The following is a 25,351-nucleotide window of genomic DNA, read 5'->3' as shown; positions in this document are numbered from 1 at the left end:
AAAACGGTAAGCTGGTGCCCATGAGTACAATTCTGCAGTCAGATATTTGGGCCCAGCTCCAAGAAGCCAACGGCCATCAGGTCTTCCGTGGCGAAGGTAAAGGCTGGCGTTACATGGCCACCCTTGAAGGCGGCTCCACCGGCCGCTACCTCTACGCCCCCTACGGGCCCGAAGCCGACAGCGCCGCCGCCTTCGACGCAGCCATCGCAGATATGAAACGCGTAGCAACCGACAACAAATGCTGGTTCATCCGCATTGAGCCCATCAATGACGCAATCTGGGGTTCCCAGAGCGGCGAAGCCTTCCTCGCCGCCCGCGGATTCACCCTCTCACCGCGCCAGGTGCAACCCTCACACACTCAGATCATTGATCTCACCCAATCTGAAGATCAGATTCTGAAAGACATGAAATCGACCAACCGCAACCTGCACCGGAACATCCATAAGAAGGGCGTGACTTTCGAGAAATCTCAGAACCCCGCAGACATCACGATTCTGCTCAAATACCTCGACGAAACCGCCGGTCGTGCTGGCTTCAATCGTCAGCAGGACGACTACCTCACCAGAGTTGCTCAGGTGCTTATGCCCGCCGACGCCGCCACCCTCTTCATCGCCAAAGTAGACGGCGAGCCCATCGGTGCCTCCCTCATCTACGACTCAGACGACACCCGCGTCTACGCCCACACCGCCACCTCCTATGAGCACCGCAAACTCAAGGTCGGCAACCCCCTGCTCTCCACCATCATCCTGGACGCCAAAGAAAAGGGCCTAACCTACATGGACCTCTTCGGCATCGCCCCCAACGACGACCCCAACCACGAATGGGCTGGCTTCACCAAGTTCAAGAAGTCCTTCGGCGGCACCTCGGTAGCCTACCCCGGCACCTGGGACCTGCCCGTCTCAACCGCCGGCTACAAGGCCTACCAGGGCATCCGCGCAGGCCGCGAAGCCCTAGCCCAGGGCAAAAAGTTCGCCACCGGCACCCTGCTTCCCAAGGCCAAGGACGCCGTCGGTAAGGTTCGGGCGCATATCGGTAAATAAGATTGAGCAGGTCTTCCCTTCGCCGACTAACCTTCTTGGGCTCGCGCTGGGCGCTCGCCCAATTCATGCCAGCCCCAGCCAGTCGGCTTTCGGGAAGACCTGCTCAATCTCTAGTATCCGAACCTACATCTGCTCTAGAGTTCTAACGATTCATGGTCCCGGCGATCATTGCCGAGTAGCGGGAGAGCTTGTGCTCAGCCTCAATCAGGCGCACGGTGCCTGACTTAGAACGCATGACCAGGGACTGGGTGGTGACGGTGTCGCGGCCGTAACGCACACCGCGCAGAAGCTTACCGTCGGTGATGCCGGTTGCGGCGAAGAAGCAGTTATCGGTGGTGACCAGTTCATCGGTGGTCAGCACGGCGTCCAGGTCATGGCCGGCATCCAGAGCTTTCTGGCGTTCAGCGTCATCGATAGGGGCAAGACGGCCCTGGATAATGCCACCGGTGGCCTTGATAGCGCAGGCAGCCACGATACCCTCAGGGGTACCGCCGGTGCCCATCATCAAATCTACGCCGGTACCCTCACGGCAGGCAGCAATAGCACCAGCCACATCGCCGTCGAGAATCATGCGGGTACGGGCGCCAGTTGCGCGAATCTCTTCAACGAGCTTGGCGTGGCGGGGGCGATCCAGTACGCACACGGTGAGCTGGTTAATGCTGGTGCCCTTAGCCTTAGCAACCAGGTGCAGGTTCTGCTTGACCGGCAGGCGCAAATCGACCAGATCAGCCGCCTCGGGGCCGGTAACCAGCTTCTCCATGTAGAAGACAGCGGAAGGGTCAAACATGGTGCCGCCTTCAGCTACCGCAATGACGGAAAGCGCGTTATCCATACCCAGAGCGGTCAGGCGGGTACCGTCGATAGGGTCAACGGCAACATCGAATTTAGCACCTGAGCCGTCGCCCACCTGCTCCCCGTTGAAAAGCATGGGGGCCTCGTCCTTCTCGCCCTCGCCAATCACCACGGTGCCGTTGAAGTGCACGGTCTTAAGGCGGGCGCGCATGGCATCAACAGCAGCGCCATCGGCCATGTTCTTATCGCCTGCGCCCACCAGTGGTCCCGAGGCAATAGCGGCAGCCTCGGTTGCACGCACCAGTTCCAGCGCAAGGTTACGATCTTCGTTCATTACTTCTGACATGACTCACCTTCGAGTAGCTTCTAACAGTGCCAGCTGGCTCCCTGTTATGGGGCGCTCAGCCTCCACACTCTAGAGTACTCGCTTCCCCGCCGTGTTACGGGCCGGTGCGCCCCTACTTGACACAGATGATGCCGGCAATTCTCGCTCGCAAGTGGCACAGGGCGCCCCCTTTAGACCAGAATAGAAGGCGTGACTTCATCGACTAACCCCAGCAACCAGCCCCTGCCACAGGCGTCCGCCCCTGAAACCCAGGCCCCGGACGCCACCGAGCAGGTAGTCCCACAAATTACCGAAAAGCAGGCTGCCCGCATCAATGCGCCCGCCCGCAATATGGTGATTTCGATGATCGTCATGGTGCTCTTGCTACTGCCGGTCATCTGGCTGATGCCGCAGCCCAACAAGAACCCCTACCGACCCACCGTTGACCTCCCCGTGATTGCCTACGAGGCCAGCGACCAGGCAGGCTACCCGGTCGCAGCCGCCGAGCAGGAAGGCTGGCACTACAACTATGCCCGCTGGAACACCGGCCAGGCAGACGGCATCAATTACTGGTCCACCGGCCAAGTAACCCCCTCCAACGACTTTATCGAGCTCATTCAGGCCACCGACACCAACCCCACCTGGGTTGCCCAGACGGTAGGGCAGGCTGTGCCCGAGGCTACGGTGCAGGCCGGGGGCGTGGACTGGGACGTGCGCTCTCTCGTGGACGCTGACGACAAGAGCAAGGTCACCACTTTCTATATCGGTGAGGTGGACGGTACCACCGTCATTCTCAAAGGCGAGGCTGAGGCGGCTGAGTTCCAGGCCCTGGCTGAGGCTACTGTCGCCTACATGGCAGCCCCCTCCTCCACTGCCTCCCCCACCCCCTCAAGCGGAATCCAATAAGCCGCTCACCGGCGTCCTTTTTCAAAAATGTAATTCGCCTTACACAGGTTTTTAGGTTGGCAGGTTGCTAGGTTAGACCTAAGCCACTGCGAAAGGACGTCAGCTATGACCGCTATCGAAACCCCCGTCCAGGCATGGGAACGCCTTGTTGAAGGCAATGCCCGCTTTGTGGAGGGCAACCGCTCCCACCCCCATCAGGACGCCGCCCGTCGTGCTGAACTCGTAGCTGGCCAGCACCCCTTCGCCGCCATTTTCGGTTGTGGCGACTCCCGCCTGGCAGCAGAAATCATTTTCGACCTCGGCCTGGGCGATGCCTTTGTGGTCCGTACGGCGGGGCAGGTGCTGGACGACGCCGTCCTCGGCTCCCTGGAATACGCCAGCGGGGAGCTCAAGACCCCGCTGATTATGGTGCTGGGCCACGACTCCTGTGGCGCTATTACCGCAACCCATAAGGCCCTGGTCGAGGGTGAAATGCCCGGCGGGTTTATCCGCAATCTGGTGGAGGGTATCTTGCCGTCAGTTATTTCACCGGAGTTGCCCGAAGGTGCCTCTATCAACGATATGGTGGTGGAGCATACCCGCCAGACTGCGGCCCGGATTGCTGAGCAGTCGGGCATTATTCGTCAACGCATTGAGGACGGCTCCCTGGCCGTCATTGGCGTCTTCTACCACCTGGCCGACGGTAAGGCCGACCTGGTCTACTCCTCCTCACCGCTGATTACTATCTAGAATCTCCAACCGGGCGGCGCTTCTTCCCACAGGCATAGTCCGCTACCGCGTCATTTTTACGACCAGTGCGACAGCCGTCACGGCGGCGTATTAGACTAGGCAGTATGGCAGAAAACACTGAATACCGCATTGAACACGACACCATGGGTGAGGTCCGCGTACCGGTTAACGCCCTCTACCGCGCCCAGACCCAGCGTGCCGTTGAAAACTTCCCCATCTCTGGCCAGACACTGGAGTCTGCCCACATCCGCGCCCTAGCCCTCATTAAGAAGGCAGCAGCGAGCGCCAACGAAGAGCTGGGTGTTCTTGACGCCACCCGCGCCGCCGCTATCCGCGATGCTGCAGATAAGGTAGCTGCCGGTGACTACGATGAACACTTCCCCATCGACGTCTTCCAGACCGGCTCTGGCACCTCCTCCAATATGAACACCAACGAGGTACTGGCGACCCTGGCTAACCAGGCTCTGGAGGGCCAGGACGTCGAGGTCCACCCCAACGATCACGTCAACGCTTCCCAGTCTTCCAACGACGTCTTCCCCACCTCCGTGCATGTGGCCGCTACCGAGGCCCTGCTCAAGGACCTGGTTCCGGCCTTGGAATACCTGGCTGAGTCCCTGGAGCGCAAGGCTGTAGAGTTCAAGGACGTCGTTAAGTCCGGCCGCACCCACCTGATGGATGCCACCCCTGTGACCCTGGGCCAGGAGTTCTCCGGTTACGCAGCCCAGGTCCGCTACGGAGTTGAGCGCATCCACGCTTCCCTCCCCCGTGTCGCTGAGGTTCCCCTGGGTGGTACCGCTGTGGGCACCGGCATCAACACCCCCGACGGCTTCTCCGCCCGCGTCATTGAACTGCTGGCTGAGGAAACCGGCCTGCCCCTGACCGAGGCCCGCAACCACTTTGAGGCCCAGGCTAACCGTGACGGCCTGATTGAGGCTTCCGGCCAGCTGCGTAATATCGCCTACTCCTTCATGAAGATCAACAACGATATTCGCTGGATGGGATCAGGGCCCAACACCGGCCTGGGCGAGCTGCACATCCCCGACCTGCAGCCCGGCTCATCGATTATGCCCGGTAAGGTCAACCCCGTGATTTGTGAGGCAGCCATTATGGTCTGTGCCCAGGTGATCGGTAACGACACCACTATCGCGCTGTCTTCCACCAACGGTGCCTTTGAGCTGAACGTGGGTATCCCCGTCATGGCTGCCAACCTGCTGCAGTCCATCCGTCTGCTGGCCAACACCTCCCGCGTCATGGCAGACAAGATGATTGACGGCCTGGAAGCCAACGTGGAGCGGGCTCGATTCCTGGCTGAGGCCTCCCCCTCTACCGTCACCCCCATGAACAAGCTAATTGGCTACGAGGCAGCAGCCAAGATCGCGAAGTACTCGGTGGCTAACAAGACCACCGTGCGTGAGGCCGTCATCGCCCTGGGGTACGTTGAGCGCGGTGAAGTCACCGAGGCCCAGCTTGATGATGCGCTGGACGTCACCAAGATGCTGGGTAACTTCTAACCCTGCTTTTCCACCGAGTAAAGGCTGGCCCCCGAGGAGTTCTCGGGGGCCAGCCTTTCTATATCTCTACTTCTGACAGGGCAGGGGCCCAGTGTTTGGGGCCATCTGGCAAGGCTGGCTATGCCTTGCCCAGAATGAGAGCGTCTCCCTGTCCACCACCTCCGCAGAGCGCTACTGCCGCATAGGTAGCTTGGGGTGTTTGATTCAGGGTGTGAGCCGCGTGCACAACCAGACGGGCACCGGATGCCCCCACCGGATGCCCTAATGCAATAGCGCCGCCATGAGGGTTGACCTTCTCTGCATCCAGCCCCAGCTCACGGATAGACACAGCCGAGACCGCAGCAAAGGCCTCGTTAATCTCAACGTGGTCGAGATCAGATGCCGTGAGACCCGCCTTCTTGAGGGCAGCTGCAATAGCGCGGGAAGGCTGGTAGTGCAGCACGTTCTCAGGGCCTGCAGTATTAGCCCAGGCGAGGACGGTTGCCAGCGGCTTGATTCCGTTCTCTTCGGCAAATTCTCGGGTGGAAAGCACCAGGGCAGCTGCACCATCAGACAGCGGGGAGGCATTCCCCGCGGTGATGGTGCCGTCCTTGTCAAAAGCGGGGCGCAGCTTTGCAAGGACCTCCACCGTGGTTCCCTCACGAACTCCTTCGTCGGCGGTGACCTCGGTGACCTGCCCGCGGCGTCCTTTCACCTGCACAGGTGCAATTTCAGCCTCGAAAAGTCCCGCGGCAGCAGCAGCGTGGGCTCGCTGGTGAGAGGCAGCGGCGATTTCATCTTGCTGCTCGCGGGTCAGCTCAAAATCAGCGTTAGCGCCCTCGGTGAGCAGGCCCATAGATTCCCCACTTTGAGCGTCGGTGAGGGCATCGCGTTCTACAGCGTCCAGAACCCCGGTAGCACCAAAGACCCGGCCCGAGCGGAAGTCCGGCAGCAGGAAGGGAGCCTGAGACATAGACTCCTGACCGCCCGCTACAGCAACGGTTGCTTCTCCAGCACGAACGAGGCGGGCAGCATCCATCACCGCGCGCAGCCCCGAAAGGCACACACTGTTCACCGTCACCGCCGGGGTGGATACAGGGACGCCGCTAGCGCGGGCGGTCTGCTTGGCAGGGTTCTGCCCCGCACCCGCCTGCACCACCTGACCAAAGACCACGGCATCTACCTGCTCAGGGGTAACGCCTGCCCCCTGCAGGGCACGGTCTAGGGCAATCGACCCCAGCTCTACGGCGGTCAGCGAGGAAATAGCTCCCATAATCTTGCCCTGGGGCGTGCGGGCAGCACCGATAATGACAACGTCTTTGTTGGTAGTCTGCATATTTCTTCCTTCTGCAGCATCATCGCTGCACCTGCTATCTCAGGGATTTCTTAGAGACTAACCCCGAGCAGCCTGTCGGTCAAGACTAGACTGATAGATGGCGCACGCACCACGCCTCGAGCCTGTAATAGGGGGCTAATTTTTCCGTCCTGGCCCCGCAATGAGTAGGCTTAAGGAATGGAACCATCACCCCGTAACCACACCTACTGGTCTTTTATCGACCGGGTCGGAGATAATCTCACCCACCAGTCTGAGGCTCCCGTCAATATTGATGCCACCCTACTCGCCATGTCACTCAACCGCGCTTCTGTGGCTATCACCCACGATTTTGAGTCTAAGGTACACCGCCCTGCGGGGAGCTCTTGGGCAGCCTACCGGGTGCTGTTTGCTCTCTGGCATTCGGGTGCAACCTCAGCTAGCTCCCTGGCCAATATCACCGGTATGACCAGGGCCGCTGTTTCGAATATCAGCAAGCCCCTAGAAACCAAGGGGCTGATCACCAAGGCCAAGGACCCCGAGGATGGCCGCGGCACCCTCGTTGAGCTTACCCCCGCTGGCACCGAGTTCATCAGCTCCATCTTCACCCAGCAGAACCAGCTAGAAGCCCGGTGGGCTGAGAAGCTCACACCGATTGAACGTACCCTGCTGGTTGAGCTCCTGCGTAAGCTCTCAGCCGAGTCCTAATTATCTGGCTTCTAGATCGAATCGGGCGCCGTTCTGCCAGTGCAGGGCGGCATCGATTCTATCGAGCATGCGCTCGCTACAGTAGTCAGGCAGTTGGTCCACCGGTACCCAGCGCACTTGGCTCGATTCCTCGTCGTTGACCCGGGCTCGCCCCGAGATGTAGCGGCAGTAAAAGGTGTGATCGAGGAACTGGCAGCGGTCCCCGTTGTCAAAGGTCATGGGCGGGTCGGCTTTCAGCTGGGCAAAGCCCACGACTTCGATAACGACCCCAGCTTCTTCTTCGGCCTCCCGCAGGCAGGTCAGGGCTGGGTTCTCACCTGGGTCGACTATGCCGGTGACCGGCGTCCAGGCCCCGGTGTCGCTGCGACGAACCAGCAGAATATCGCCGTTGTCCCTCTGAATCACAGCTGTAGCGCCAGAGAGCCAGAGCATGTCGGAGCCGATTTTAGCCCGCAGGTCGGTAATGAATGGTGGGGTAGGCATAGTGTCCTTTCGTGGAATGGGCGCCGGTGCGGACGCCCGTGGCAGCAGACCACGCTTGGCTAGTTAGGTGGCGGGGAAGAAAAGAGCGATGGTGGTGCCTAACAGCATGAAGGGGCCGAAGGCTATGTGGGTACGGCCGGTAGCGCGACGAGTCAGTATGAGCGCTAGAGAATATAGCCCGCCGGTGAGGAAAATAAGCAGGTTGCCCCAGAGCAGGTTCAGGGGCGAGAAATAGGCCAAGGGCAGGCCCAGTACCCCGGCCAGTTTTACATCGCCTAATCCAAGTGCCCCGCGAGATGCTAGGCGCATGAGCGCGTAGAAGCCGAACATGACCGCTGCCCCGTAGGCTGTCTGCCTGGTCTGGGCAAAGGAGTCAGGCGAAGCTAGCAGGATCACCCAAAAGAGGGGTAGGCCCAGCAGGGCATAGAGGGGAAGGACGATGCGGTCAGGAAGACGGTGCTCACGCACATCAATCACCCACAGACGGGCAGCTGCCACCAGGTAGCACGCCACCACCCAGACCAGGAGCACACAGGCAAGAGCCGACTGCCAGCGTCCGCCCAGACCCTCTACTGCTAGGTTATATATCTGTTCGAGCACATTTGCTCCCGGCCACTATTAGGAGCCGAACCTGCGCTGACGCTGAGCATAGTCGCGCAGGGCCCGCAGAAAATCAACCCGGCGGAAGTCCGGCCACAGGGCCTCGCAGAAATAGAACTCGGAGTAGGCCGACTGCCAGGTCATAAAGCCAGAGAGACGCTGCTCGCCAGAGGTGCGGATTAAGAGATCGGGGTCGGGCATGCCACTGGTGTAGAGGTGGCGGGAGATATCGTCACTGGTCAGGCTCTTTGCGAGTTCGTCCAGGCTGTGCCCCGAAGCTGCTGCTTCCTGCAGTAGGCCGCGCACGGCGTCCGTAATCTCCTGTCGCCCGCCGTAGCCAACAGCGATATTGACCTGTAAGCCGCTCACAGCCGCTGTTTGTTCAACGGCCACCTCGAAAGCAGAGCGCAGGCTGGTAGGTAGAGATTCGAGCTGGCCCACCGGGCGAATGCGGGCTAGACCGCTGGCAGCTAGCTTTCCCACGAACCCCTCAATAACCTCAACCAGATCATTGAGCTCATCGCTGCTACGTTTGAGGTTCTCGGTCGAGAGCATATAGAGGGTGACCATCGGAATCTTGAGCTCCGTACACCAGCCCAAAAATTCGATAATACGGGCAGCACCGGCCTCGTGGCCGTGCTTAGTGCTTTCTCCCAGCAGGGCAGCCCAGCGGCGGTTACCATCAACCAGCACACCGATATGCTGGGGCAGTTTCTCCGCTGGAATCCCAGAAATCAGGGACCGCTCATACACCGTGTACAGTGGCTGCGGTAGCTTCATGTGCTGCTCCTGGTCTGAAGGTGGCCGGGGTTCTTACCTGCTCATTCTACCTGTAAGACCGGGGCGGGTAGGCTCCTTAGCCTCGTCTGCGGTGGTTAGGCGGACGCTGCCCTGGGCTCCTGCCCTCAGGTTCAGCTTCTAGCTACCCCCTAGACCGCACTTATTTTGAACTGCCATACTAAATATATGGCTTCACGTGTTCACCGCTCCCAGACCACCGGCTCCTCAACTACACCCCACCCGAGCGTCCTTGACCGGCTCACCGATGTTCAGCGTGAAGTCATCGACTTCTACCGCGAGAACGGTAAGCCCCTGCTGCGGGGCTGGATTCATGCGGGTTTCGCGCCCGTCGCCTTTATTGCCGGTATCGTGCTGATTGCCCTCTCCGGCGGTGGCATGGTGGGCGTCGGGTGTGCCATTTTTGCCCTCACCGGCGTCCTACTCTTCGGCATCTCCGGCATCTACCACCGCGGCTTCTGGTCAGCTAAGGCCCGCATGCTGCTCAAACGCCTGGACCACGCCAACATCACCCTGCTCATTGCGGGTACTTACACCCCGGTGGCTCTTACCCTCCTAGAAGGCACTAAGCAGGCAGTGCTGCTCTGGAGTATCTGGGGCTGCGCCCTGTCGGTCACCCTCTTCAGAGTCTTTTGGACCGGGGCTCCCCGCTGGCTCTACACCCCCATCTACGTTGTCATGGGGCTCATGGCGGTCTTCTACCTGGGGGATTTCTGGCAGGTCTCACCCGTCGCCACTATTCTCATCGCCACCGGCGGGGCCAGCTACATCATCGGTGCTATCTTCTACGGCACCAAGCGACCCGTTATGGCCCCACATATTTTCGGGTTCCACGAGCTCTTCCATGTCTTTACGGTGCTCGGCTTCATCCAGCACTACATTGCCGTCATGTTCTGCATCTTTGTATAGACGCACCCCGTGACCTTCAAACTAAAGGACGCCCCACCCGAGTAGGGTAGGGCGTCCTTGAGTTTATCTTCTCGAAGAAAGCTAGTGGGGGCGGCGCAGGTGATCCTGAGCCACCACTGCCTCATCGCGCACGGTGGCGTGAACGGGCTCCTCAGTTTTCCCCTGCGCCGCTGCCTCAGCGGCTGCCCGTTCCTCAGCCTCACGGGCAATGGCGTATTCACTGCGGTAGCGCAGACGGCGAGCGCGGCGGGTCAAATCTAGCCCCAGCAGCACGATGGCGATTGCCAGGCAGAAGGTGACAATGAAGCCCACGATACCGGGTGAGCCGCGGAAGGACCCGTCGGGGTTGACCGTGGTAATGACGGTGGGGGTCGCTTCGGCTGCAAGAATCGTAAGAGATACAGGGATCAGGGCTGACACTGTCAAGGTTTCCTCTGGTCTGGGTCTGGGGCGCAGGGGCCGCCTTTAGGCGGTCACCCCTATTCTACGCGGTGGGGCTGGGCCTTTCCTGTCTTTAGGAGCGGTAGTCGATACCGGTTGAGAAGCAGGTTTCCGGCACCTCGCTCTTCACTCTGCTGTGGGCCAGCACGTAGTCTTCGAAGGGCCAGATTTTACGCTGCATCTCGGGAGAGACGGCAAAGAAGGCTGAGTCCGGGGCGACCTGGGACTGGTGGGCGTGCAGGGCCTCATCTCGTTTCTCAAAGAAGTCTGCCGATGAGATCCGGGTGGTGGTCTGGTGGCGGGAGACCGGCGGGCGGTGCCCCTCAATGTCTTCTTCCATTGACATGGCAATCCACTGCGCGAAGGGTGACTCCAGGCCTGCTTCTTCGAGATAGTGGTGGAAGGCTAGCATGCGGTCGTAGTTGAAGGCCCGGTCGTAGTAGATTTTGGAAACTTGCCAGGGCTCACCGGTACCTGGGTAGGCGTCCGCGTCCCCCGCCTTCTCGAAGGCTTCCATGGAGACCCGGTGGGTCATGATGTGGTCGGGGTGGGGGTAGCCGCCGATTTCGTCGTAGGTGAGGATGACGTGGGGCTTAAAGTCTCGTACCAGGCGCACCAGCGGGGCGGACGCCTGCTCCAGGGGTAGGCTGGCAAAAGAACCGTAGGGCAACGGGGGTAGGGGGTCACCCTCGGGCAGGCCCGAATCAACAAAACCAATCCAGCGGTGCTCAATACCCAGCACGGCGGCGGCCCGCTTCATCTCAAGACGGCGGACGCCCGCCAAATCGCGGTGGGCAGCCGGGTTGCTCTTGACCGCTTCGTTGAGGATGTCTCCCCGTTCGCCACCGGTCATGGACGCCACCATCACGCGGGCACCTCGGGCTACATAGGCAGCCATGGTGGCGGCACCCTTGGAGGATTCGTCGTCGGGGTGGGCGTGAACGGCCAGAATGCGCAGGCCGGTGTAGTCCTCTTTCAGGGGGGCCAGCAGGGACGGGTCAAAACCGGGTGCGGGTGATTCAATGCTGCTCATGCAAAACTCCATTTGTGCGAAGGTGGCTCGAGTAATGTTTGGGGTATCGTAAATGAGGAAGGCCCGCATTCAAAGACACTGGTCAATTCTACCCGTCTTAGCGGAGCCGCCCTCCTTCTCTGTTACCCCGTATGAAAGGTGTGGGTCGATGACCTCCCCTGACCTGTCCGCCCGTTATGGCATGCCCCGCCAGCGTACTACCCTACCCCAGTGGTTCTGGTACGGGTTGACCCTGGTAGCTGTACTGGTGGGCATCGCCTTTGTGGTCTGGGTACAGTCGGACTCCAGCGATGATCCCACCGGTCGTGATGTTGGTTTTACCCTCACCAGCGCTGATGAAGTCTCAGTCACCTTTGAGGTGAGCAAACGAGCTGAAGACACCGCTGTCTGCGCTGTTAAGGCCCTGAATACCGCAGGTGCCCCCGTCGGTTGGAAGGAAGTCGCTATCGGCCCCTACGCCGACGACAACGGGAACGGTATCTCGGTGCAGACCGTACAGTTTAGGGTACTCGGTGAAGCAACCACAGCCACCGTCGATAGCTGCTGGAAGGTTAACTAAAGCCCTTTCTCTCTAGGGGTAAAGTTAGGGAGCTTACCCCGCCTATGGGTAGACTAGGCTCACGACTGACCTTTTACACGGGGCCCTCACTAGCCCCGTCCGCATACAGGGTCCCCAGCCACAACGGTTTCGGGGCCTTGCTGACAAGGAGTAAACACATGGCAGAAAACGAAGGCGCTTGGCTCACTCAGGAAGCCTACGACAAGCTCAAAGCTGAGCTTGAGCACCTCTCCGGCCCCTACCGCCAGGAAATTATCGACCGTATCTCAGCGGCCCGCGACGAAGGCGACCTCAAAGAAAACGGCGGCTACCACGCAGCCCGCGAAGAACAGGGCAAGAACGAGGGCCGCATCAAGCAGCTACAGCACCTGCTCGAAACCGCCCAGGTATCAGACAAGCCCGCAGCCGATGACGGCGTAGTTGAGCCCGGCATGGTCGTTGAAGCCGATATCGCCGGCAAGACCATGACCTTCCTGCTCGGTTCCCGCGAAGTAGCCGACACCCTGGTCGGTGGCTCCGACCTGCAGGTCTTCTCGGAGAAGTCCCCCATGGGCGCCGCCATTAACGGCCACAAGGTGGGTGACGAGCTTTCTTACGAGGCCCCCAACGGCAAGCAGATTCCCGTCAAGATTGTCTCTGCTAAGCCCTTCCAGGGCTAAACCTGCCCGCCGGTAGATAAAACCGAAGCCCGGGTGTCCTTCCCCCTTTCTACAGGGGCGGACGCCCGGGCTTCGGTTTGCTTTCACACAGTAGTTAGTAGTGCGGCAGGCATGCCTCTGCCTGCGACCCTCTTGGCCGGTTCGCTTCGCGAACTAGCCAATTCATGCCAGCCCCAGGCCAGCAGGCTCCCGGCATGCCTGCCGCACACTGCTGTGTTTAGTAAACCACAATCGGCTTGTAGCCCTCAGCTTCCAGGGCTGCGATGACCTCCTGGCAGTGCTCTACGCCCTTGGTTTCCATGTCGATGGTGATGGAGACATCACCCATAGAAAGGGCCCCACCCAGGCGGGTGTGGTCTACGCCGGTGACGTTGGCGTCATGCTCCGAGATGATGCGGGAGATGGTGGTGAGCTCGCCGGGGCGGTCGTTGAGCATGAGCTTGATGGTCATGTAACGGCCCGCAGCTGAGAGGCCTCGCTGGATAACCTTGAGCATGAGCATGGGGTCGATGTTGCCGCCCGAGAGCAGGCAGACCGTGGTGCCCAAATCACCGTACTTTTCCTTGAGGGAACCACTCATGACCGCCGCCACCGAGACAGAACCGGCCGGTTCAACGACCAGCTTGTTGCGCTCCATCAGGAAGATGAGGGCGCGGGCAATTTCGTCTTCGGAGACGGTGTGGACGTCGTCCACCAGGTTCTTGATGATGGTGAAGGGCAGCTGGCCGGGGCGGCCCACCGCGATACCGTCGGCGATGGTGGAGACCTTCTTCAAGGGTACAAGGGCGTCCGCTGCGAGGGAGGGCGGGTAGGCTGCCGCATGCTCGGCCTGCACACCAATAATACGGATCTTTTTCCCTAGCTTTTCTTCCAGCGAGCGCACCGCGATAGAGAGCCCCGCCAGCAGGCCGCCGCCGCCAACGCCCACCAAGATGGTGTCGACGTCCGGAACCTGCTCAAGAATCTCTAGGCCCAGGGTGCCCTGGCCCGCGATGATGTCTTCGTTGTCGAAGGGGTGTACGAAGACGGCGCCGGTTTCTTCGGCGTAGCGCTTAGCTTCGGCCAGGGCTTCGTCTACGTTCACGCCGTGTAGCACAACCTCAGCCCCGTGGCTGCGGGTAGCGGCGATCTTGGGCAGGGCTGCACCCTGGGGCATGTAGATACGGGCTGCGATGCCAAGACGAGAGGCGGCCAGGGCTACGCCCTGGGCATGGTTGCCTGCCGATGCTGCCACCACGCCCACGGCTTTTTCAGCCTCGGTGAGCTTAGCCATGCGCACGTAGGCACCGCGTACCTTGAAGGAGCCAGAGCGCTGGAGGTTTTCACACTTAAGAAAGACCTCCGAGCCAATCTGCTCGCTCAGGGCACGCGAGTGAGCAACGGGGGTGCGTTCGATAACGCCGTCAAGTAGGCGGGCGGCATCTTCAATCTGGCCTAGGCTCACGGGGAGCTCAACCGGGGCGGGTGCTTCTTGCATCGTTACCTCGTCTTGTCTCTTATTTCTGGGCGCCGTTGTTAATGGCCTCTAGAGCATCTTCATCGGCCTTTTCGGCTTCCTTAATGCGGTTGAGACGTTCCTTGACCTTCTCTGCGATTGCCTTTTTCTCGCGGCGTTTAATCTCGTGGGGGTAGAGGAACTCCTCCTCGCGAATATGGGGGTCGTGCTCCCATTCGTGGCCAGACAGGTAGCGGATCACAGTGTTGACCACGGCCAGGACGGGCACGGCGAAGAGGGCACCGACGATGCCGTAGAGCATAGAGCCTGCGACCACAACGATAACGACGGCCAGGGGGTGCAGAGCAACTGCCTTACCCATCACCAGGGGCTGAAGAATGTTGGATTCAATCTGCTGCACAATCAGCACCATGGCCAGCATGATAAGGGCGTTGACCAGGCCGTTAGCGACCAGGGCTAGCAGGACGGCGATAACACCGGTCAGCAGCGCACCGACGACGGGAATGAAGGAGCCCAGGAAGACCAGGACGCCCAGGGGCAGCGCCAGGGGGACGCCCAGGAAGAAGGCTGAGAGGCCAATACCGATAGCATCAACGGCAGCCACGAAGACCTGCACACGCACATAGGAAACCAGTGAGGTCCAGCCGCGACGGCCAGCACCGTTGACAGCACGACGGGCATTGCGGGGGAAGAGCTTGACGATGAAAAGCCAGATCCGTTCACCTTCCATGAGGAAGAAGATGAGGGTGAAGAGAACAATTACCATGCCGGTACCGATATCGGCTGCGGTAGAACCGACGCTGGCTACCCCGTTGAGGATGCTGGAGGTGTTGTCCTGCAAGGTGGTGACCAGCTGGCTGATGTACTGGTCAATCTTGTCTGCCCCCAGGTCGATAGGCAGGTTGTTGAGCATGGCAACAATCTGGTTCCAGCCCTCGACAACCTGGTCAGACAGGGATGAGAAACCAGCGGTCAGCTGCTGGCCTACCAGCGCTAGTAGACCAATGACACCGGCGATAAGACCCAGTTCAGTAATTGCGGTAGCGATACCGGCGTGGATTCGGTTGCGACGGAGGAAGTAGACAACCGGCGACATGAGACCGGCCAGCAGGGCCGCAATCATGATTGAAATGACGATGAGGGAGATCTTAGCCAGCATCCAGTAGAGGGCTGCGGCTACGATACCCACAATCATCAAACGCCAAGACCAGGCTGCTGCCGTCTGCAAGGCAAAAGGCACCTGACGGTCAGATTCACTCTGCCGGGCAGGGGGTTCAGGAATAATGACACTCATACTTTCCATCTTCCCACGTTTCCTTACTATCTGTCCCTTGCCTGCCCGCATCCCGGGCACAAGCGTGACCAAACTCGCCCCATGAAGCCGGGCGGGGTGCGTCCTGCCGGATCCCCCTGCCCCTCCCCCGCAGCTGGGGCACGACACAGAAAAGCCCGGGGCAGAAGCAGAGCTGCTTCCACCCCGGGCTGTGCTCCTTTCCTAGCAGGCTAGGAGAGAGCCTAAATTTTAGTCATCGGCCATAGAGCGTACATAGTAGAGAACGCGCAGGATCTCGATGTAGAGCCAGACCAGTGACACGATCAGGCCGAAGGCAATGCGCCAGGATTCCCGCTCGGGGGCGCCCATCTTGATGGCGTCAGAAGCGTGGGTGAAGTCCAGCAGCAGGGAGTAGGTAGCCAGCAGCACGGCGAAGAGACCGATGATGAGACCCAGGGGAATACCCATTACCTCAACACCGCGGGCGTTGAAATCGAAGAAGAAGGAGGCAACGAGGTTGACTAGGCAGAAGACGGCGTAGGAAATCGTCGCAATCATAAAGAAGCGGGTCAGTTTGGGAGTTGCCCGCACCTTACCGGAGCTGTAGAGCGCCAGAATGGTTGCAAATACGATGACGGTTGCCAGAACAGCCTGAACCACGATACCGGGGTAGGAAGCCTCGAACATTCGAGAGATACCGCCAACCAGCAGACCTTCCATGACCGAGTAGGTCATCACCAGGGCAGGTGAGACCTTCTTCTTCAGGGCGTTGACGAAGCCCAGCACCAGGCCGCCAATGAAACCGACGAACATGGGGACGGGCATGTACCAGGCAAGGACAGCACCCACGACAACCAGACCCAGGTTCAGGCCGGTCTTCATGATGATGTCGTTGATAGTGATGCGGTTGGTATCAACCGGACCAGCGGTACCGGCGTTGTACATGTCGTTGAGCTGGCCAGCCGACACCTGCTGGTTCTCGTAGCCATAGGGAGCCTGCTGGGTGTAGCTACCCTGCTGGTAGGTGCCGTAGGGGCTCTGAGCCTGCTGGCCATAGGGGTTGGCGGTAGTGGTGCCGCCAGCACCGAACTGCCCGAAGCGGGGATCGCCAGCGGGCTTAGTCATGTTGTTAATCAGGGGGTTACCTGCCACGGCTGTTGTCTCCTAGTGGTAATAAGTAGTCGTGGTAAATGTCTTGTCTTCTACCCTACCGAATCTTGGCCGGTATTTCTGCCCGTTTTTCTCAGGGCGTGAGCAGCTGCGGTTTAGGCAGTCAGTTCAGTTTCAAGAAAGTTAAGGACGGCCCCATCGTTGTTCGAGCCGATGGTCAGGTCGGTGACCGGGGCGAGAACCGGGTCAGAGTGTTCCATGGCGATAGCGCGCCCGGCGTAGCTAAACATCTCAAGGTCGTTGCCAGAGTCGCCAAAGGCTGTGGTCTGCTCAGCAGCCAGCCCCAGGTGGTCAGCCAACCAGGCCAGGCCGTGCCCCTTGTGGTTGCCCTCGATAATCAGGTCGATAGCACCAAACCCGCTGGAGGTTGCCGCAACCCCTGCCGGCAGGGCGGCATGAAGTTTCTCAATGGTCTCATAGATACCTTCACCGGGGTCAGCGTTCAGGGCAATCTTCACCACGGTTTCGGTGATAGTGCTCGGGTCATCGATGGCTTCCACATTGGGGTAGAAAGGACGGATGGCCGTAATGGGATCCTGCGGGTCCCACCCGGGTAAATCGATTCCCACCTTAGTCACCTGTTCATATACTCGCCCTGCGATGGTTGCCAAGCGGTCGCTGGGCACAAAGGAGTGGTGGCGGCAGGACAAAATAATACCCAGGGCCGGGAAGCCTTCCAGGGCTGCCAGACACTGTTGAACCAGTTCGGGGGTAAAACCCCACAGAGCTAAATCAGTGCCCCGGTTATGGATAATGGCACCGTTCTCTGCAATGTAGTAGAGGTTCTCATGGTGCTCGTGACCGGCCAGATATTGCTCAATTTTCGGCATCTGATTACCCGTTGCTACCGCCAGGGATGAGCCCTGCTCAGCCAACAGGGTCAGGACGTGATCCAGCTGCTCGTGCTTATAGGTCTTGTGGTCAGTCAGCAGGGTTCCATCGAGGTCAACGGCATAGAGATGAGGTGTCTTCATAGCTTCTACTCTATCGAAAACCCTAGAAGCCGCAGATACTACTGCCGCAGCGTCCTTTACCCGAACCTAGAAGTTCACCCTACTCGTTCTCTCTTGACCCTATAGATTATCTCGGGGTCAAGAGAAAACGAATAGGGTGAATAAAACAATGTCTTACTTATGACCCCAAGCCCCCTCTCGGGGGGGGGGGGATGAGTGACAGTCGCGGTCATTTCCCTATTCAATACTCAAAAGGTCGCCCGGCGAGCATTCTAGAACATCACAAATAGCAAGGAGCGTACTAAACCGTATAGCTTTCGCACGATTGTTTTTGAGTTTAGAAAGATTAGCAACTGTCACCCCAACTCGGTCTGACAACTCAAGCAACGTCATAGAACGCTGATCAAGTAAAACACCCAAATTACAGTGGATGTATTTGCCACTCTTTTCAACCGGTTCAGACAAGGTCATCAACCTCTTCCTGAAGCTCAATTGCCTGACGAATCGACCCCTGCAGGACGTACAGCATCGCAAGCAGCAGGAACACAAGAACCATGACTGAAGTATTGGTGAGTAGACCACCGCTCCACTGGTCGTTCAGGCCAAGACGGTGCGCAAGGAAATTGTTACCCATGCCTTCAATACCACTGCCAACCAGCCAGCCGAGTACCGCATAGGCAACGACAACCGCACGTTTTGATGTCTCTTCGGTGTACAGCTGACCATTCTTAATGCGATTCAGCATGGACCACATTCCCCAAATAGCAACTAGCAGGCTCGCCGACTTGAGCACAAAACCTGTCATTAAGTATGCAAAGGGACCCCCAGCTGCAAGGTCAAAACTGACACCACCTTCAACTGCCGGGCTCAGGAAAGTATGAAATTTCTGATCGACAAATACATTCAGTACGTAAGTGACAAGAAATAGGGTGCACAACATAGCCAATGCAGTAACGTCAAACGACCAGAAGCTTTTCTTTCTAAGGGGACTTGTAGACACAGTCGCTTCCTTTCTGACTAATTGATGATTGTTCGCATGAACTCTCTCAACTATTTACATATCGTTTTTCAATACTATCGTTTATCGATGTTATCGTTTATCGATATGCCGTGCAAGTCTTCAGCCTAAACAGAATTAGTCAGGGGCGCCCAGTTCACCCAGGTAACAAAAAAGAGAGTACGCCTGCGCTTTGCGCTTGACGTACTCTCCATTTTTGTAGCCCCACCGGGACTCGAACCCGGAACACAAAGATTTTAAGTCTTCTGCCTCTGCCAATTGGGCTATAGGGCCTTGAGCGGGCACCCGCCGGGCCTCACCCGGCGAGCGCTTTCGCTTATACCTTTATACCAGAAAAGTTCCTAGAGCTTTGCCTTGGTCTTTTCGGGTGCGGTGCCGGTAGCCTGCTGGAAGGCGCGGCGGGGTGAACGCTGGTGACGGATTGATGAGGTGTCGCGGCCGAAGATCTGGTTGAGTGCCCAGGTGGCCATGACGCGTGCGGTGCGTTCGGTGGTGGGGATAGCGGTGCCGTGGTAGCCGCGGTGCATGAGCCAGGCGATGGGGCCGCCGATGGTCTTGCCCTTGAAGTTAGCTACGCCTTTCCACAGGCCCAGGCCGGCAACGACGCCGATGGTCTCGTGGTAGTAGTCGGTCAGTGCTTCGCCGCGGCGCTTGGCCAGCAGGTTTTCTGCCAGCTTGAGGGCCTGGCGGGAGGCGTGCTGGGCGTTGGGGACGCAGAAGCCGCCGACGCCGCCACCGGAGAGGTCGGGTACAGCTGCGTTGTCGCCTGCTGCCCAGGCGTCCTCGATGATGCCTTCATCGCCTGCAACGCGCAGGTCGGCCTGTACGCGGACGCGGCCGCGCTCGTCGATGGGGAAGTCGGTGTCCTTGAGCATGGGGGACGCTGCGACGCCGGCGGTCCAGATCAGGGTGTCGGTGTCGAGTTCACCGGCGGGTGACTTGTCGCCCATGTTGATGAGCTGCAGGTGGCCGTCGGTGGCGTCGGAGAGTGAGGTGTTGAGCAGGACCTCGATGCCGCGGGCGCGCAGTTCAGCGACAACCTTTTCGGCGCGGTCTGCGGGGACCTCGGGCATGATGCGGGGGGCTGCTTCGACCATGACGAAGCGCAGGTCTGAGATGCGCAGGCGGTCGTTGCGGTTGACGGCTTCGCGGGCCATGTCTTCAAGTTCGGAGATGGTTTCGACGCCTGCGAAACCGCCGCCGACGATGACGAAGGTGAGGGCGCGGCGGCGCTCGTCCTCGTCGGTGGTGAGGGAGGCGATTTCGATGCGCTCGAGTACCCAGTTGCGGACGGAGACTGCTTCTTCAACGGTCTTCATGCCGATGGCTACCTCGGCTAGGCCGGGGATGGGGAAGGCACGGGTGACGGCGCCTGCGCCCAGGACGATTTCGTCGTAGGTCAGTTCGAAGGTTTCACCGGCGTTGATGGGTTCGATGGTTGCGGTCTTGGTAGCGTGGTTGATTGCTACGACGCGGCCGCCGATGATTTCTGAGTCGCGCAGGTGCTGGCGCAGGGGTACGGTGGCGTTGCGGCCTTCCATGGAGCCTGCAGCTACTTCGGGGAGGAAGGGCTGGTAGGTCATGTAGGGGTTGGGGTCGACAACGGTGACGACGCCGCCGGACTCCTTGATGACCTTCTGGATCTTCTTTGCGACGGTGAAGCCGACGTAGCCGCCGCCGACGATGAGGACGCGGGGGCGGTCCTGTGCAATCTTGTTGAATGCCATGCGAGTTAACTTCCTGTTGGTGTAGTGCCGGTGTTCCGGCAAAAAGTCTCCATGCTTATATTGCCACTTTTGCGGGGTTTAAGCATAGTTTTGGGCGGTGTATTTGCTGTGAGCGTTTCTTGCCCTGCCGGTGTCTAGCCTTTCAGAGCAGGGTGAAGATTTGATGAAGGCTAGATGAGGTGGGCGCGGGCTAGCGGCGACGGCTGCGTTTGATGATGTTGGTGAGCTGGTGGATGGAGCCGAAGGTGATGATGCCGACCCAGAGGGCGAAGGCGGCGAGCACGATGAAGGGTAGGATGCCGGAGTCTTCAACGGGGCGGACGGGAGTGGGGGCGGCTGCTTCTGTGATGGTTTCGCCGACCTGGTGCACGGGGGTTTCGCTGGCGCTGGGCGCAGCTGAGGCGGTGTTTTTGCGGTGGACGTTGATCCAGTCGCTCATGGAGCCGAGCGGGTTGGTGTCGGTGTCGTCCGGGGTGGAGCTGGCCAGGGCGGCTTTGGGGTTGATGATGCCGTAGCCGTAGAGGGCATCGCGCCCGTCCGCTCCGGCGTCATCGCTGGATTCGATGATGCGCTGAATCACCTGGTTGCCGGTCAGGTCGGGGTATTTTTCCATGATGAGGGCGGCAAGTCCGGCGACGATGGGGGCGGCGGCTGAGGTGCCTGACCAGGTGGCGTATTTGTTGTTGGGGATAGCGCCGATCATGGACTCGCTGGGGGCTGAGACAGCGATAGAGATACCCTGCGAGGATGAGGACCAGGATTCCTGCTTGTTCTTATCGACGCCACCAACGGTGAGTACCCCGGGCATGGTGGCAGGTGCCCCGACCTGGGTGAGACCGGCACCGCGGTTGCCGGCAGAGGCGATGATAATGATGCCCTTTTCTTCGGCGTAGGCAAAGGCTGAGTCCCAGGATTCGGGCCAGCTGGTTTTATCGGAGCCCACCGATAGGTTGATGATATCGGCCCCGTTATCGACGGCGTAGCGCACGGCGTCCGGAATCTGCTCGTCGACCGAGCGGGTGGTAGCGCTGGTGGTACCGAGCTCTAGGGAAATAGGCAAAATGATGGCATCGGGTGCTACCCCGATCATGCCTGCGGACTCGCCGGGTTCGCCGGAATTAGCGGGAGTGATGCCGTCATCGTGGCCGTGGCCTGCGATCACAGAGGCAACCAGGGTGCCGTGTTCGGGTTCAACACCCAGGCCCTTCCAGCCCTTGTTCTTAGTGGTTCCGGTCGAGGCGTCGTAGCCGCTCACCACGTTACCGGTGAGGTCTTGGTGGGTGCCGTCTACACCGGTGTCGATGACGGCGACGGTAACGCCCTTGCCGGTGGTTTCGCTCCACAGGTCGGTAAAGCCGTACTGGGTGAGCCAGTACTCGCGGGCGCGGATCGAGTCGCCCTTGGGGGTAGCGATGGTGGGTACCGAGGCCAGGGCGCTGGGGCTGGCGCTGGCCTTTGAGGTAGCGCTGGCTGACGCACTTGCTGTGGGGCTGGCGCTGGCACTAGCCGAGGGGCTTGCCGTGGTAGCTCGGGCAGGGAGGACGCCGAGCGCCAGGGCGGTGGCTAGAGCCAGGCTGCTTGCGAGCAGGGCGGTGCCGGTGGGGAGTCGCCGAAAGGCCATGGACGGCTCCTAGCGGCTGGCGCGTTCGGCAACCGACAGGGCCAGACCGTCGAGGATGTCTTTTTCTGAGGCGATAGCGCTGGTGACCGCTCCCCCGGTGAGGGCGCTGATGCGCTCAACGATGCGGGCCCAGACAACTGACCCTGCGGGGATGACGTCCACCCGACCCTCGTGCATGTAGGGCAGGGCGGCACGTTCGGCGCTGGTCATAGCGACCATGTCGGCAGCGGCCCGGGAGATGTCCTTGATGGCGATTTCGGCGCGGTCGATTTTTTCGGGGTCATAGGCGTCAAGGCCCATCACGTGGGCTGCCACGGTGGTGACGGTTCCCGCCACGCCCACGACGCGGCGGGCCGCCGATAGGTCAACGGAGGCACTTGCGGTTGCGATAGCCCGGTCGGTATCTGCAATGACGCGGGAAACCTGGGTGACGTTGGCGGGGTCGGAGCTAATATGGCGTTCGGTCATACGCACGCAGCCGATATCAACCGAGCGGGCTGCGGCCAGGCCGTCCTTGTTTCCCAGCACGAACTCGGTGGAGCCGCCCCCCAGGTCAATTACCAGAGTCATCTCCTCGGTATTGCCCACGGACGAGACAGCCCCGACAAAGGAAAGCTCGGCCTCTTCACGGCCGGTAATGACCTCGGGTTCTACCCCAAGAATCTCGCGGATTCCGTCGATAAAGATTTGGCGGTTGCCCGCGTCCCGGGTGGCACTGGTGGCGGCAAAGCGTACGTGCTCTACCCCGTACTCGCGCAGCAGGTCGGCGTATTCGCGGGCCGCGGCGAAGGTGCGTTCCAGGGATTCTTTGGCCAGCCAGCCGGTGGCGTCCACGCCCTTGCCCAGGCGCACAATTTTCATGCGACGCTCAAGGTCGGTGAGCACAAAGCCCTCTTCGGTGGCTTCGGCCTCGGCGATGAGCAGGCGAATTGAGTTGGTTCCGCAGTCGATAGCGCCAACGCGCATGGTTACTCCCAGTGACTCGTAGGGCAGGTATAGGTGATATATGGGGGCGGACGCCGGTGGGCGACTAGTTACGCCAGGCGGGGTCGCAGTGGCAGGTTTCGGGGGTCCACCACTCGGCAATCAGGTCGAGGGTTGCATCCCCGTAGGGGTTGATGCCGCGGCCAACAGCTAGGGTGTGGCCGAGCACAGCGTGCAGGCACTTGACGCGGGTGGGCATGCCGCCTGCTGAAACGCCCTCAATTTCGGGCACGTCTTCTAGGCCGGCTTTGACGCGAATGCGTTCGCGTTCTGCCAGGTAGTTCTCGTGGGCTCCCCGGTAGGCGGCGGCCTTGCTCTCGTCGTCGGTGACTTCATCGGTCATCTCGTACATGGCACCTTCTGCTTCAAGGCGGGAAGCTGCGGCGGTGATGACGGGGTGGGCCAGGTAGAAGGTGGTGGGGAAGGGCGAGCCGTTGGCCAGGCGCGGGGCGGTAGCAGCAACCAGGGGGTTGCCGCAGACGCAACGGGCCGGGATTTCTACAACGTCGCGCACGGTGCGACCTAGCTGGGCTGAGAGCACTTTCAGGTCAAGCTCGGTGGGGGTGAGGGTTTCGGCGGTGACGCCGAAGCCCTGGGGCTGGTGCTCGGTGCTTGCGGGTGTGGTCATGGTGTCCTTAGAGGGTGGTGCTGGTTTTTCTAGTCTACCGGCGCTAGCGGGTGGTGGCGGTAGCGGTGGGCTCTGCGCTCGGGGTAGCTGAGGTGCTGGCGCTCGGGTTGCTTGAGCTCTCGGGGGCGGGGCTGCTGACGGAGGTGTCTTCAGCAGCTAGTTGCAGGGAGCCCCAGAGTTTGGTGGTCCAGGAGTCTTCGGGGGCGGTTTTAGCCGATGCGCTGGTGTCATCTGCTAGTTCGCTGGTGGAGTCCAGGCCCACGACCAGGTAGGGGGTCTCCCCCGGCTGTACGTAGAAGAGACGGCTTTTAGCCTGTTGTTTGACGTAGTTGTCGTCCTGCCACCAGCTGACCTGGGCGTTTAGTGAGTCCTGCTCGGCTTGCAGGGCAGCGATGCTGGCCTTGGCGTCGTTGATTTCGTTGTTCTGACGGATAAAGGAGGTCAGGGGGTTATAGACCGACAAGGCGATGATCACCAACACGATGGCAAAGGTGATGAAGTGCCCGCTAAAGGAGTGGGCGGCTACCGGGGTGGCCAGCTCCTGTGCCGGGGTTTCAGCGGTCTCAGCGCGCAGGGGCTTAGCTGCCCGGGCGCGGCGGGATTTGGCCTGCTTTTCCCGAGAGGGAGCGGACGCCAGCTTGCCCAGGCCGAAGCCAAAAAAGGCTGCGATGGGGTTGGGTTTCTTACCCGGTGTGCGTGCCATAATGTGCTCTTCCTGCCCTCTCATCCGTGAGTTTCCTATTTTACCGCCTGAACTGGGCACCCGCTGAACGGTTCCTGCCCTCGTCTTTAAAGGGCAGTGCCCCGGCCAGGGGCAACCTGTCCGGGGCACGGGCGTCCTTACTCTCTTACCTTAGAGAGTGGGCAGACAAGGCATATTGTCTACCTTGTTTCTTTGTTTACGGCAGTTGGTAGACAGCATCGCAACGTGAGATGAGCCAGTCATCGTGAGTTGCTACAAGTACCGTAGCACCGGCGTCTGCTCTTTGTCTGAGTAAGTCATATATTAGTTGGCTATTATGGTGATCTAGTGAAGCTGTGGGCTCATCAGCGTAGAGAACATCAGCCCTTTTATACAAGGCCCGGGCAATGCCTAGTCGCTGTTTTTCACCTCCAGAAAGTACGGTTGCGGGTTCTAGACTACGCCCTTCCAGCCCTACCTGGGTTAGGGCCTCTTCGACAGTCTGGCGGTTACGTTTAAAATCCCGGTCTGAGAGGGTTACATTTGCGCCGACTGTTTCATCAGTCAATGTTCCGTAATCCTGGTATATGAAGGCTGCCTTCTGAGCCCAAAACTGGGCCCGTTTCTTCTCTGGCCATGGGCTTGTGTCATGGCCATCAATAGTAACTTTTCCCGATGTTGGTGTTACGAGAAGACCGAGGGTAGCTAGTAGGGTGCTTTTACCGCTGCCGCTGACTCCTGTAAGCGCCGTAATCTGCCCCGGCATAGCAGAAAGCGAAACTTCCTGAATAATTTTTCTCTCTCTTATAACTACAGTGATATTTTGTGCCTCAAGGTGGGTCATGATTGTTCCTCTCGCAGTACAGCAGATTTGAATTCACGACGGGTAACAAAGATATAGGAAGATACCAGGAGCAGTAGATAGAGCCCTAGCATAAGGATGAAGGACTGTATTCCATCTATAGCAGTTGAATAGGAACCGATGCTTATAGCAAGGACTGCTCCAAGTAGCAAAGCTCCAGCACCGTACCCTACCTGAATACGTAGAGGATTAT

At 59.7% G+C, this 25,351-nt stretch carries 28 protein-coding genes and 1 tRNA gene; 8 read left to right on the top strand and 21 right to left on the bottom strand.

Annotated elements, in window-relative coordinates; genetic code table 11:
* The first annotated feature begins 20 nt into the window (after positions 1-20).
* Positions 21-1,040 carry a lipid II:glycine glycyltransferase FemX gene (locus ACRCJM_RS10525; protein ID WP_431464861.1) on the top strand — a complete coding sequence of 340 codons (1,020 nt, stop codon included), beginning with the start codon at positions 21-23 and terminating at the stop codon, positions 1,038-1,040.
* 142 nt (positions 1,041-1,182) lie between these two features.
* Here ACRCJM_RS10525 and glpX read toward each other — a convergent pair whose 3' ends face one another.
* Positions 1,183-2,178 (bottom strand): class II fructose-bisphosphatase, encoded by a 996-nt coding sequence (glpX, locus tag ACRCJM_RS10520; protein WP_237205912.1) that lies wholly within the window; start codon positions 2,176-2,178, stop codon positions 1,183-1,185.
* A 189-nt stretch (positions 2,179-2,367) separates the two neighbouring features.
* Between glpX and ACRCJM_RS10515 the strand changes: the two genes are divergently transcribed.
* From ACRCJM_RS10515 to ACRCJM_RS10505, 3 genes are all read left to right on the top strand, one after another.
* Positions 2,368-3,063, top strand: a complete 696-nt coding sequence (locus ACRCJM_RS10515) for a DUF4245 domain-containing protein (protein WP_431464860.1) — start codon at positions 2,368-2,370, stop codon at positions 3,061-3,063.
* A 105-nt stretch (positions 3,064-3,168) separates the two neighbouring features.
* Positions 3,169-3,792: a carbonic anhydrase gene (locus ACRCJM_RS10510; protein ID WP_431464859.1), complete on the top strand. Its 624-nt coding sequence runs from the start codon at positions 3,169-3,171 to the stop codon at positions 3,790-3,792.
* Between the two features lie 104 nt (positions 3,793-3,896).
* Positions 3,897-5,303: a class II fumarate hydratase gene (locus ACRCJM_RS10505; protein WP_431464858.1), complete on the top strand. Its 1,407-nt coding sequence runs from the start codon at positions 3,897-3,899 to the stop codon at positions 5,301-5,303.
* Between the two features lie 118 nt (positions 5,304-5,421).
* Here ACRCJM_RS10505 and ACRCJM_RS10500 read toward each other — a convergent pair whose 3' ends face one another.
* Positions 5,422-6,618, bottom strand: coding sequence for an acetyl-CoA C-acyltransferase (locus ACRCJM_RS10500; RefSeq protein WP_431464857.1), 1,197 nt, complete (start codon positions 6,616-6,618; stop codon positions 5,422-5,424).
* A 177-nt stretch (positions 6,619-6,795) separates the two neighbouring features.
* Between ACRCJM_RS10500 and ACRCJM_RS10495 the strand changes: the two genes are divergently transcribed.
* Positions 6,796-7,302, top strand: coding sequence for a MarR family winged helix-turn-helix transcriptional regulator (locus ACRCJM_RS10495; protein ID WP_431464856.1), 507 nt, complete (start codon positions 6,796-6,798; stop codon positions 7,300-7,302).
* Here the strand turns inward: ACRCJM_RS10495 and ACRCJM_RS10490 are convergent, their stop codons facing one another.
* The 3 genes from ACRCJM_RS10490 to ACRCJM_RS10480 all read right to left on the bottom strand — a co-directional run bounded on the left by ACRCJM_RS10490 (position 7,303) and on the right by ACRCJM_RS10480 (position 9,165).
* Entirely contained in the window at positions 7,303-7,785 is a 483-nt protein-coding gene (locus tag ACRCJM_RS10490) for an NUDIX hydrolase (protein ID WP_237234282.1), read from the bottom strand. It abuts the gene before it with no gap.
* 63 nt (positions 7,786-7,848) lie between these two features.
* Positions 7,849-8,385: a prepilin peptidase gene (locus ACRCJM_RS10485; RefSeq protein ID WP_431464855.1), complete on the bottom strand. Its 537-nt coding sequence runs from the start codon at positions 8,383-8,385 to the stop codon at positions 7,849-7,851.
* Between the two features lie 18 nt (positions 8,386-8,403).
* Positions 8,404-9,165, bottom strand: a complete 762-nt coding sequence (locus tag ACRCJM_RS10480) for an isoprenyl transferase (RefSeq protein ID WP_431464854.1) — start codon at positions 9,163-9,165, stop codon at positions 8,404-8,406.
* Between the two features lie 186 nt (positions 9,166-9,351).
* Between ACRCJM_RS10480 and trhA the strand changes: the two genes are divergently transcribed.
* Positions 9,352-10,092, top strand: a complete 741-nt coding sequence (gene trhA, locus ACRCJM_RS10475) for a PAQR family membrane homeostasis protein TrhA (RefSeq protein WP_431464853.1) — start codon at positions 9,352-9,354, stop codon at positions 10,090-10,092.
* A gap of 81 nt (positions 10,093-10,173) precedes the next feature.
* Here trhA and ACRCJM_RS10470 read toward each other — a convergent pair whose 3' ends face one another.
* Both ACRCJM_RS10470 and mca read right to left on the bottom strand, forming a co-directional pair.
* A complete protein-coding gene (locus ACRCJM_RS10470) occupies positions 10,174-10,512 on the bottom strand; it encodes a hypothetical protein (protein ID WP_237205921.1) in 339 nt (112 codons plus the stop codon).
* A 94-nt stretch (positions 10,513-10,606) separates the two neighbouring features.
* Positions 10,607-11,566: a mycothiol conjugate amidase Mca gene (gene mca / locus ACRCJM_RS10465; RefSeq protein ID WP_431464852.1), complete on the bottom strand. Its 960-nt coding sequence runs from the start codon at positions 11,564-11,566 to the stop codon at positions 10,607-10,609.
* A gap of 148 nt (positions 11,567-11,714) precedes the next feature.
* On the opposite strand from mca, the gene ACRCJM_RS10460 reads away from it, so the two are divergent.
* Together ACRCJM_RS10460 and greA are read left to right on the top strand one after the other, a co-directional pair.
* Positions 11,715-12,125, top strand: coding sequence for a DUF4307 domain-containing protein (locus ACRCJM_RS10460; RefSeq protein WP_431464851.1), 411 nt, complete (start codon positions 11,715-11,717; stop codon positions 12,123-12,125).
* Positions 12,126-12,283: 158 nt separating this feature from the next.
* Complete coding sequence (greA, locus tag ACRCJM_RS10455; protein WP_237187219.1) at positions 12,284-12,784, top strand: transcription elongation factor GreA; 501 nt, start codon at positions 12,284-12,286, stop codon at positions 12,782-12,784.
* A gap of 217 nt (positions 12,785-13,001) precedes the next feature.
* On the opposite strand, the gene ilvA is transcribed toward greA, so the two are convergent.
* From ilvA to ACRCJM_RS10385, 14 genes are all read right to left on the bottom strand, one after another.
* Positions 13,002-14,261 carry a threonine ammonia-lyase gene (ilvA, locus tag ACRCJM_RS10450; protein WP_431464850.1) on the bottom strand — a complete coding sequence of 420 codons (1,260 nt, stop codon included), beginning with the start codon at positions 14,259-14,261 and terminating at the stop codon, positions 13,002-13,004.
* 19 nt (positions 14,262-14,280) lie between these two features.
* Positions 14,281-15,534: an AI-2E family transporter gene (locus ACRCJM_RS10445; RefSeq protein WP_237187221.1), complete on the bottom strand. Its 1,254-nt coding sequence runs from the start codon at positions 15,532-15,534 to the stop codon at positions 14,281-14,283.
* Between the two features lie 228 nt (positions 15,535-15,762).
* Positions 15,763-16,665, bottom strand: coding sequence for a Bax inhibitor-1/YccA family protein (locus ACRCJM_RS10440; RefSeq protein ID WP_431464849.1), 903 nt, complete (start codon positions 16,663-16,665; stop codon positions 15,763-15,765).
* A 113-nt stretch (positions 16,666-16,778) separates the two neighbouring features.
* A complete protein-coding gene (locus ACRCJM_RS10435; RefSeq protein WP_431464848.1) occupies positions 16,779-17,657 on the bottom strand; it encodes an HAD hydrolase family protein in 879 nt (292 codons plus the stop codon).
* A 216-nt stretch (positions 17,658-17,873) separates the two neighbouring features.
* A complete protein-coding gene (locus tag ACRCJM_RS10430; RefSeq protein WP_237199318.1) occupies positions 17,874-18,107 on the bottom strand; it encodes a helix-turn-helix domain-containing protein in 234 nt (77 codons plus the stop codon).
* Positions 18,094-18,636 carry a DUF2975 domain-containing protein gene (locus ACRCJM_RS10425; RefSeq protein ID WP_431464847.1) on the bottom strand — a complete coding sequence of 181 codons (543 nt, stop codon included), beginning with the start codon at positions 18,634-18,636 and terminating at the stop codon, positions 18,094-18,096. Before ACRCJM_RS10425 ends, ACRCJM_RS10430 begins: the two co-directional genes overlap by 14 nt.
* Before the next feature lie 217 nt (positions 18,637-18,853).
* Positions 18,854-18,927, bottom strand: a tRNA-Leu gene (locus tag ACRCJM_RS10420).
* 68 nt (positions 18,928-18,995) lie between these two features.
* Positions 18,996-20,381 carry an NAD(P)/FAD-dependent oxidoreductase gene (locus ACRCJM_RS10415; protein ID WP_237199316.1) on the bottom strand — a complete coding sequence of 462 codons (1,386 nt, stop codon included), beginning with the start codon at positions 20,379-20,381 and terminating at the stop codon, positions 18,996-18,998.
* Between the two features lie 190 nt (positions 20,382-20,571).
* Complete coding sequence (locus ACRCJM_RS10410) at positions 20,572-22,002, bottom strand: S8 family peptidase (RefSeq protein WP_431464846.1); 1,431 nt, start codon at positions 22,000-22,002, stop codon at positions 20,572-20,574.
* Positions 22,003-22,011: 9 nt separating this feature from the next.
* The gene (locus tag ACRCJM_RS10405; RefSeq protein ID WP_431464845.1) at positions 22,012-22,968 is read right to left on the bottom strand and encodes an exopolyphosphatase; all 957 of its coding nucleotides are present in this window, start codon (positions 22,966-22,968) and stop codon (positions 22,012-22,014) included.
* Between the two features lie 64 nt (positions 22,969-23,032).
* Positions 23,033-23,614 carry a DUF501 domain-containing protein gene (locus ACRCJM_RS10400; RefSeq protein WP_431464844.1) on the bottom strand — a complete coding sequence of 194 codons (582 nt, stop codon included), beginning with the start codon at positions 23,612-23,614 and terminating at the stop codon, positions 23,033-23,035.
* A gap of 43 nt (positions 23,615-23,657) precedes the next feature.
* A complete protein-coding gene (locus ACRCJM_RS10395; protein WP_431464843.1) occupies positions 23,658-24,317 on the bottom strand; it encodes an FtsB family cell division protein in 660 nt (219 codons plus the stop codon).
* 196 nt (positions 24,318-24,513) lie between these two features.
* Positions 24,514-25,140, bottom strand: a complete 627-nt coding sequence (locus ACRCJM_RS10390) for an ABC transporter ATP-binding protein (protein ID WP_237205934.1) — start codon at positions 25,138-25,140, stop codon at positions 24,514-24,516.
* Positions 25,137-25,351 (bottom strand): hypothetical protein (locus tag ACRCJM_RS10385; RefSeq protein WP_431464842.1); only part of this gene is annotated, 215 nt, incomplete at its 5' end. The genes ACRCJM_RS10390 and ACRCJM_RS10385, both read right to left, overlap by 4 nt.

It is taken from the genome of Rothia sp. L_38, from assembly GCF_050689125.1.
Lineage (GTDB): Bacteria > Actinomycetota > Actinomycetes > Actinomycetales > Micrococcaceae > Rothia.
The sequence above is the reverse complement of the archived record's forward strand: the minus strand, read 5'-3'. Positions and strand labels throughout refer to the sequence as shown.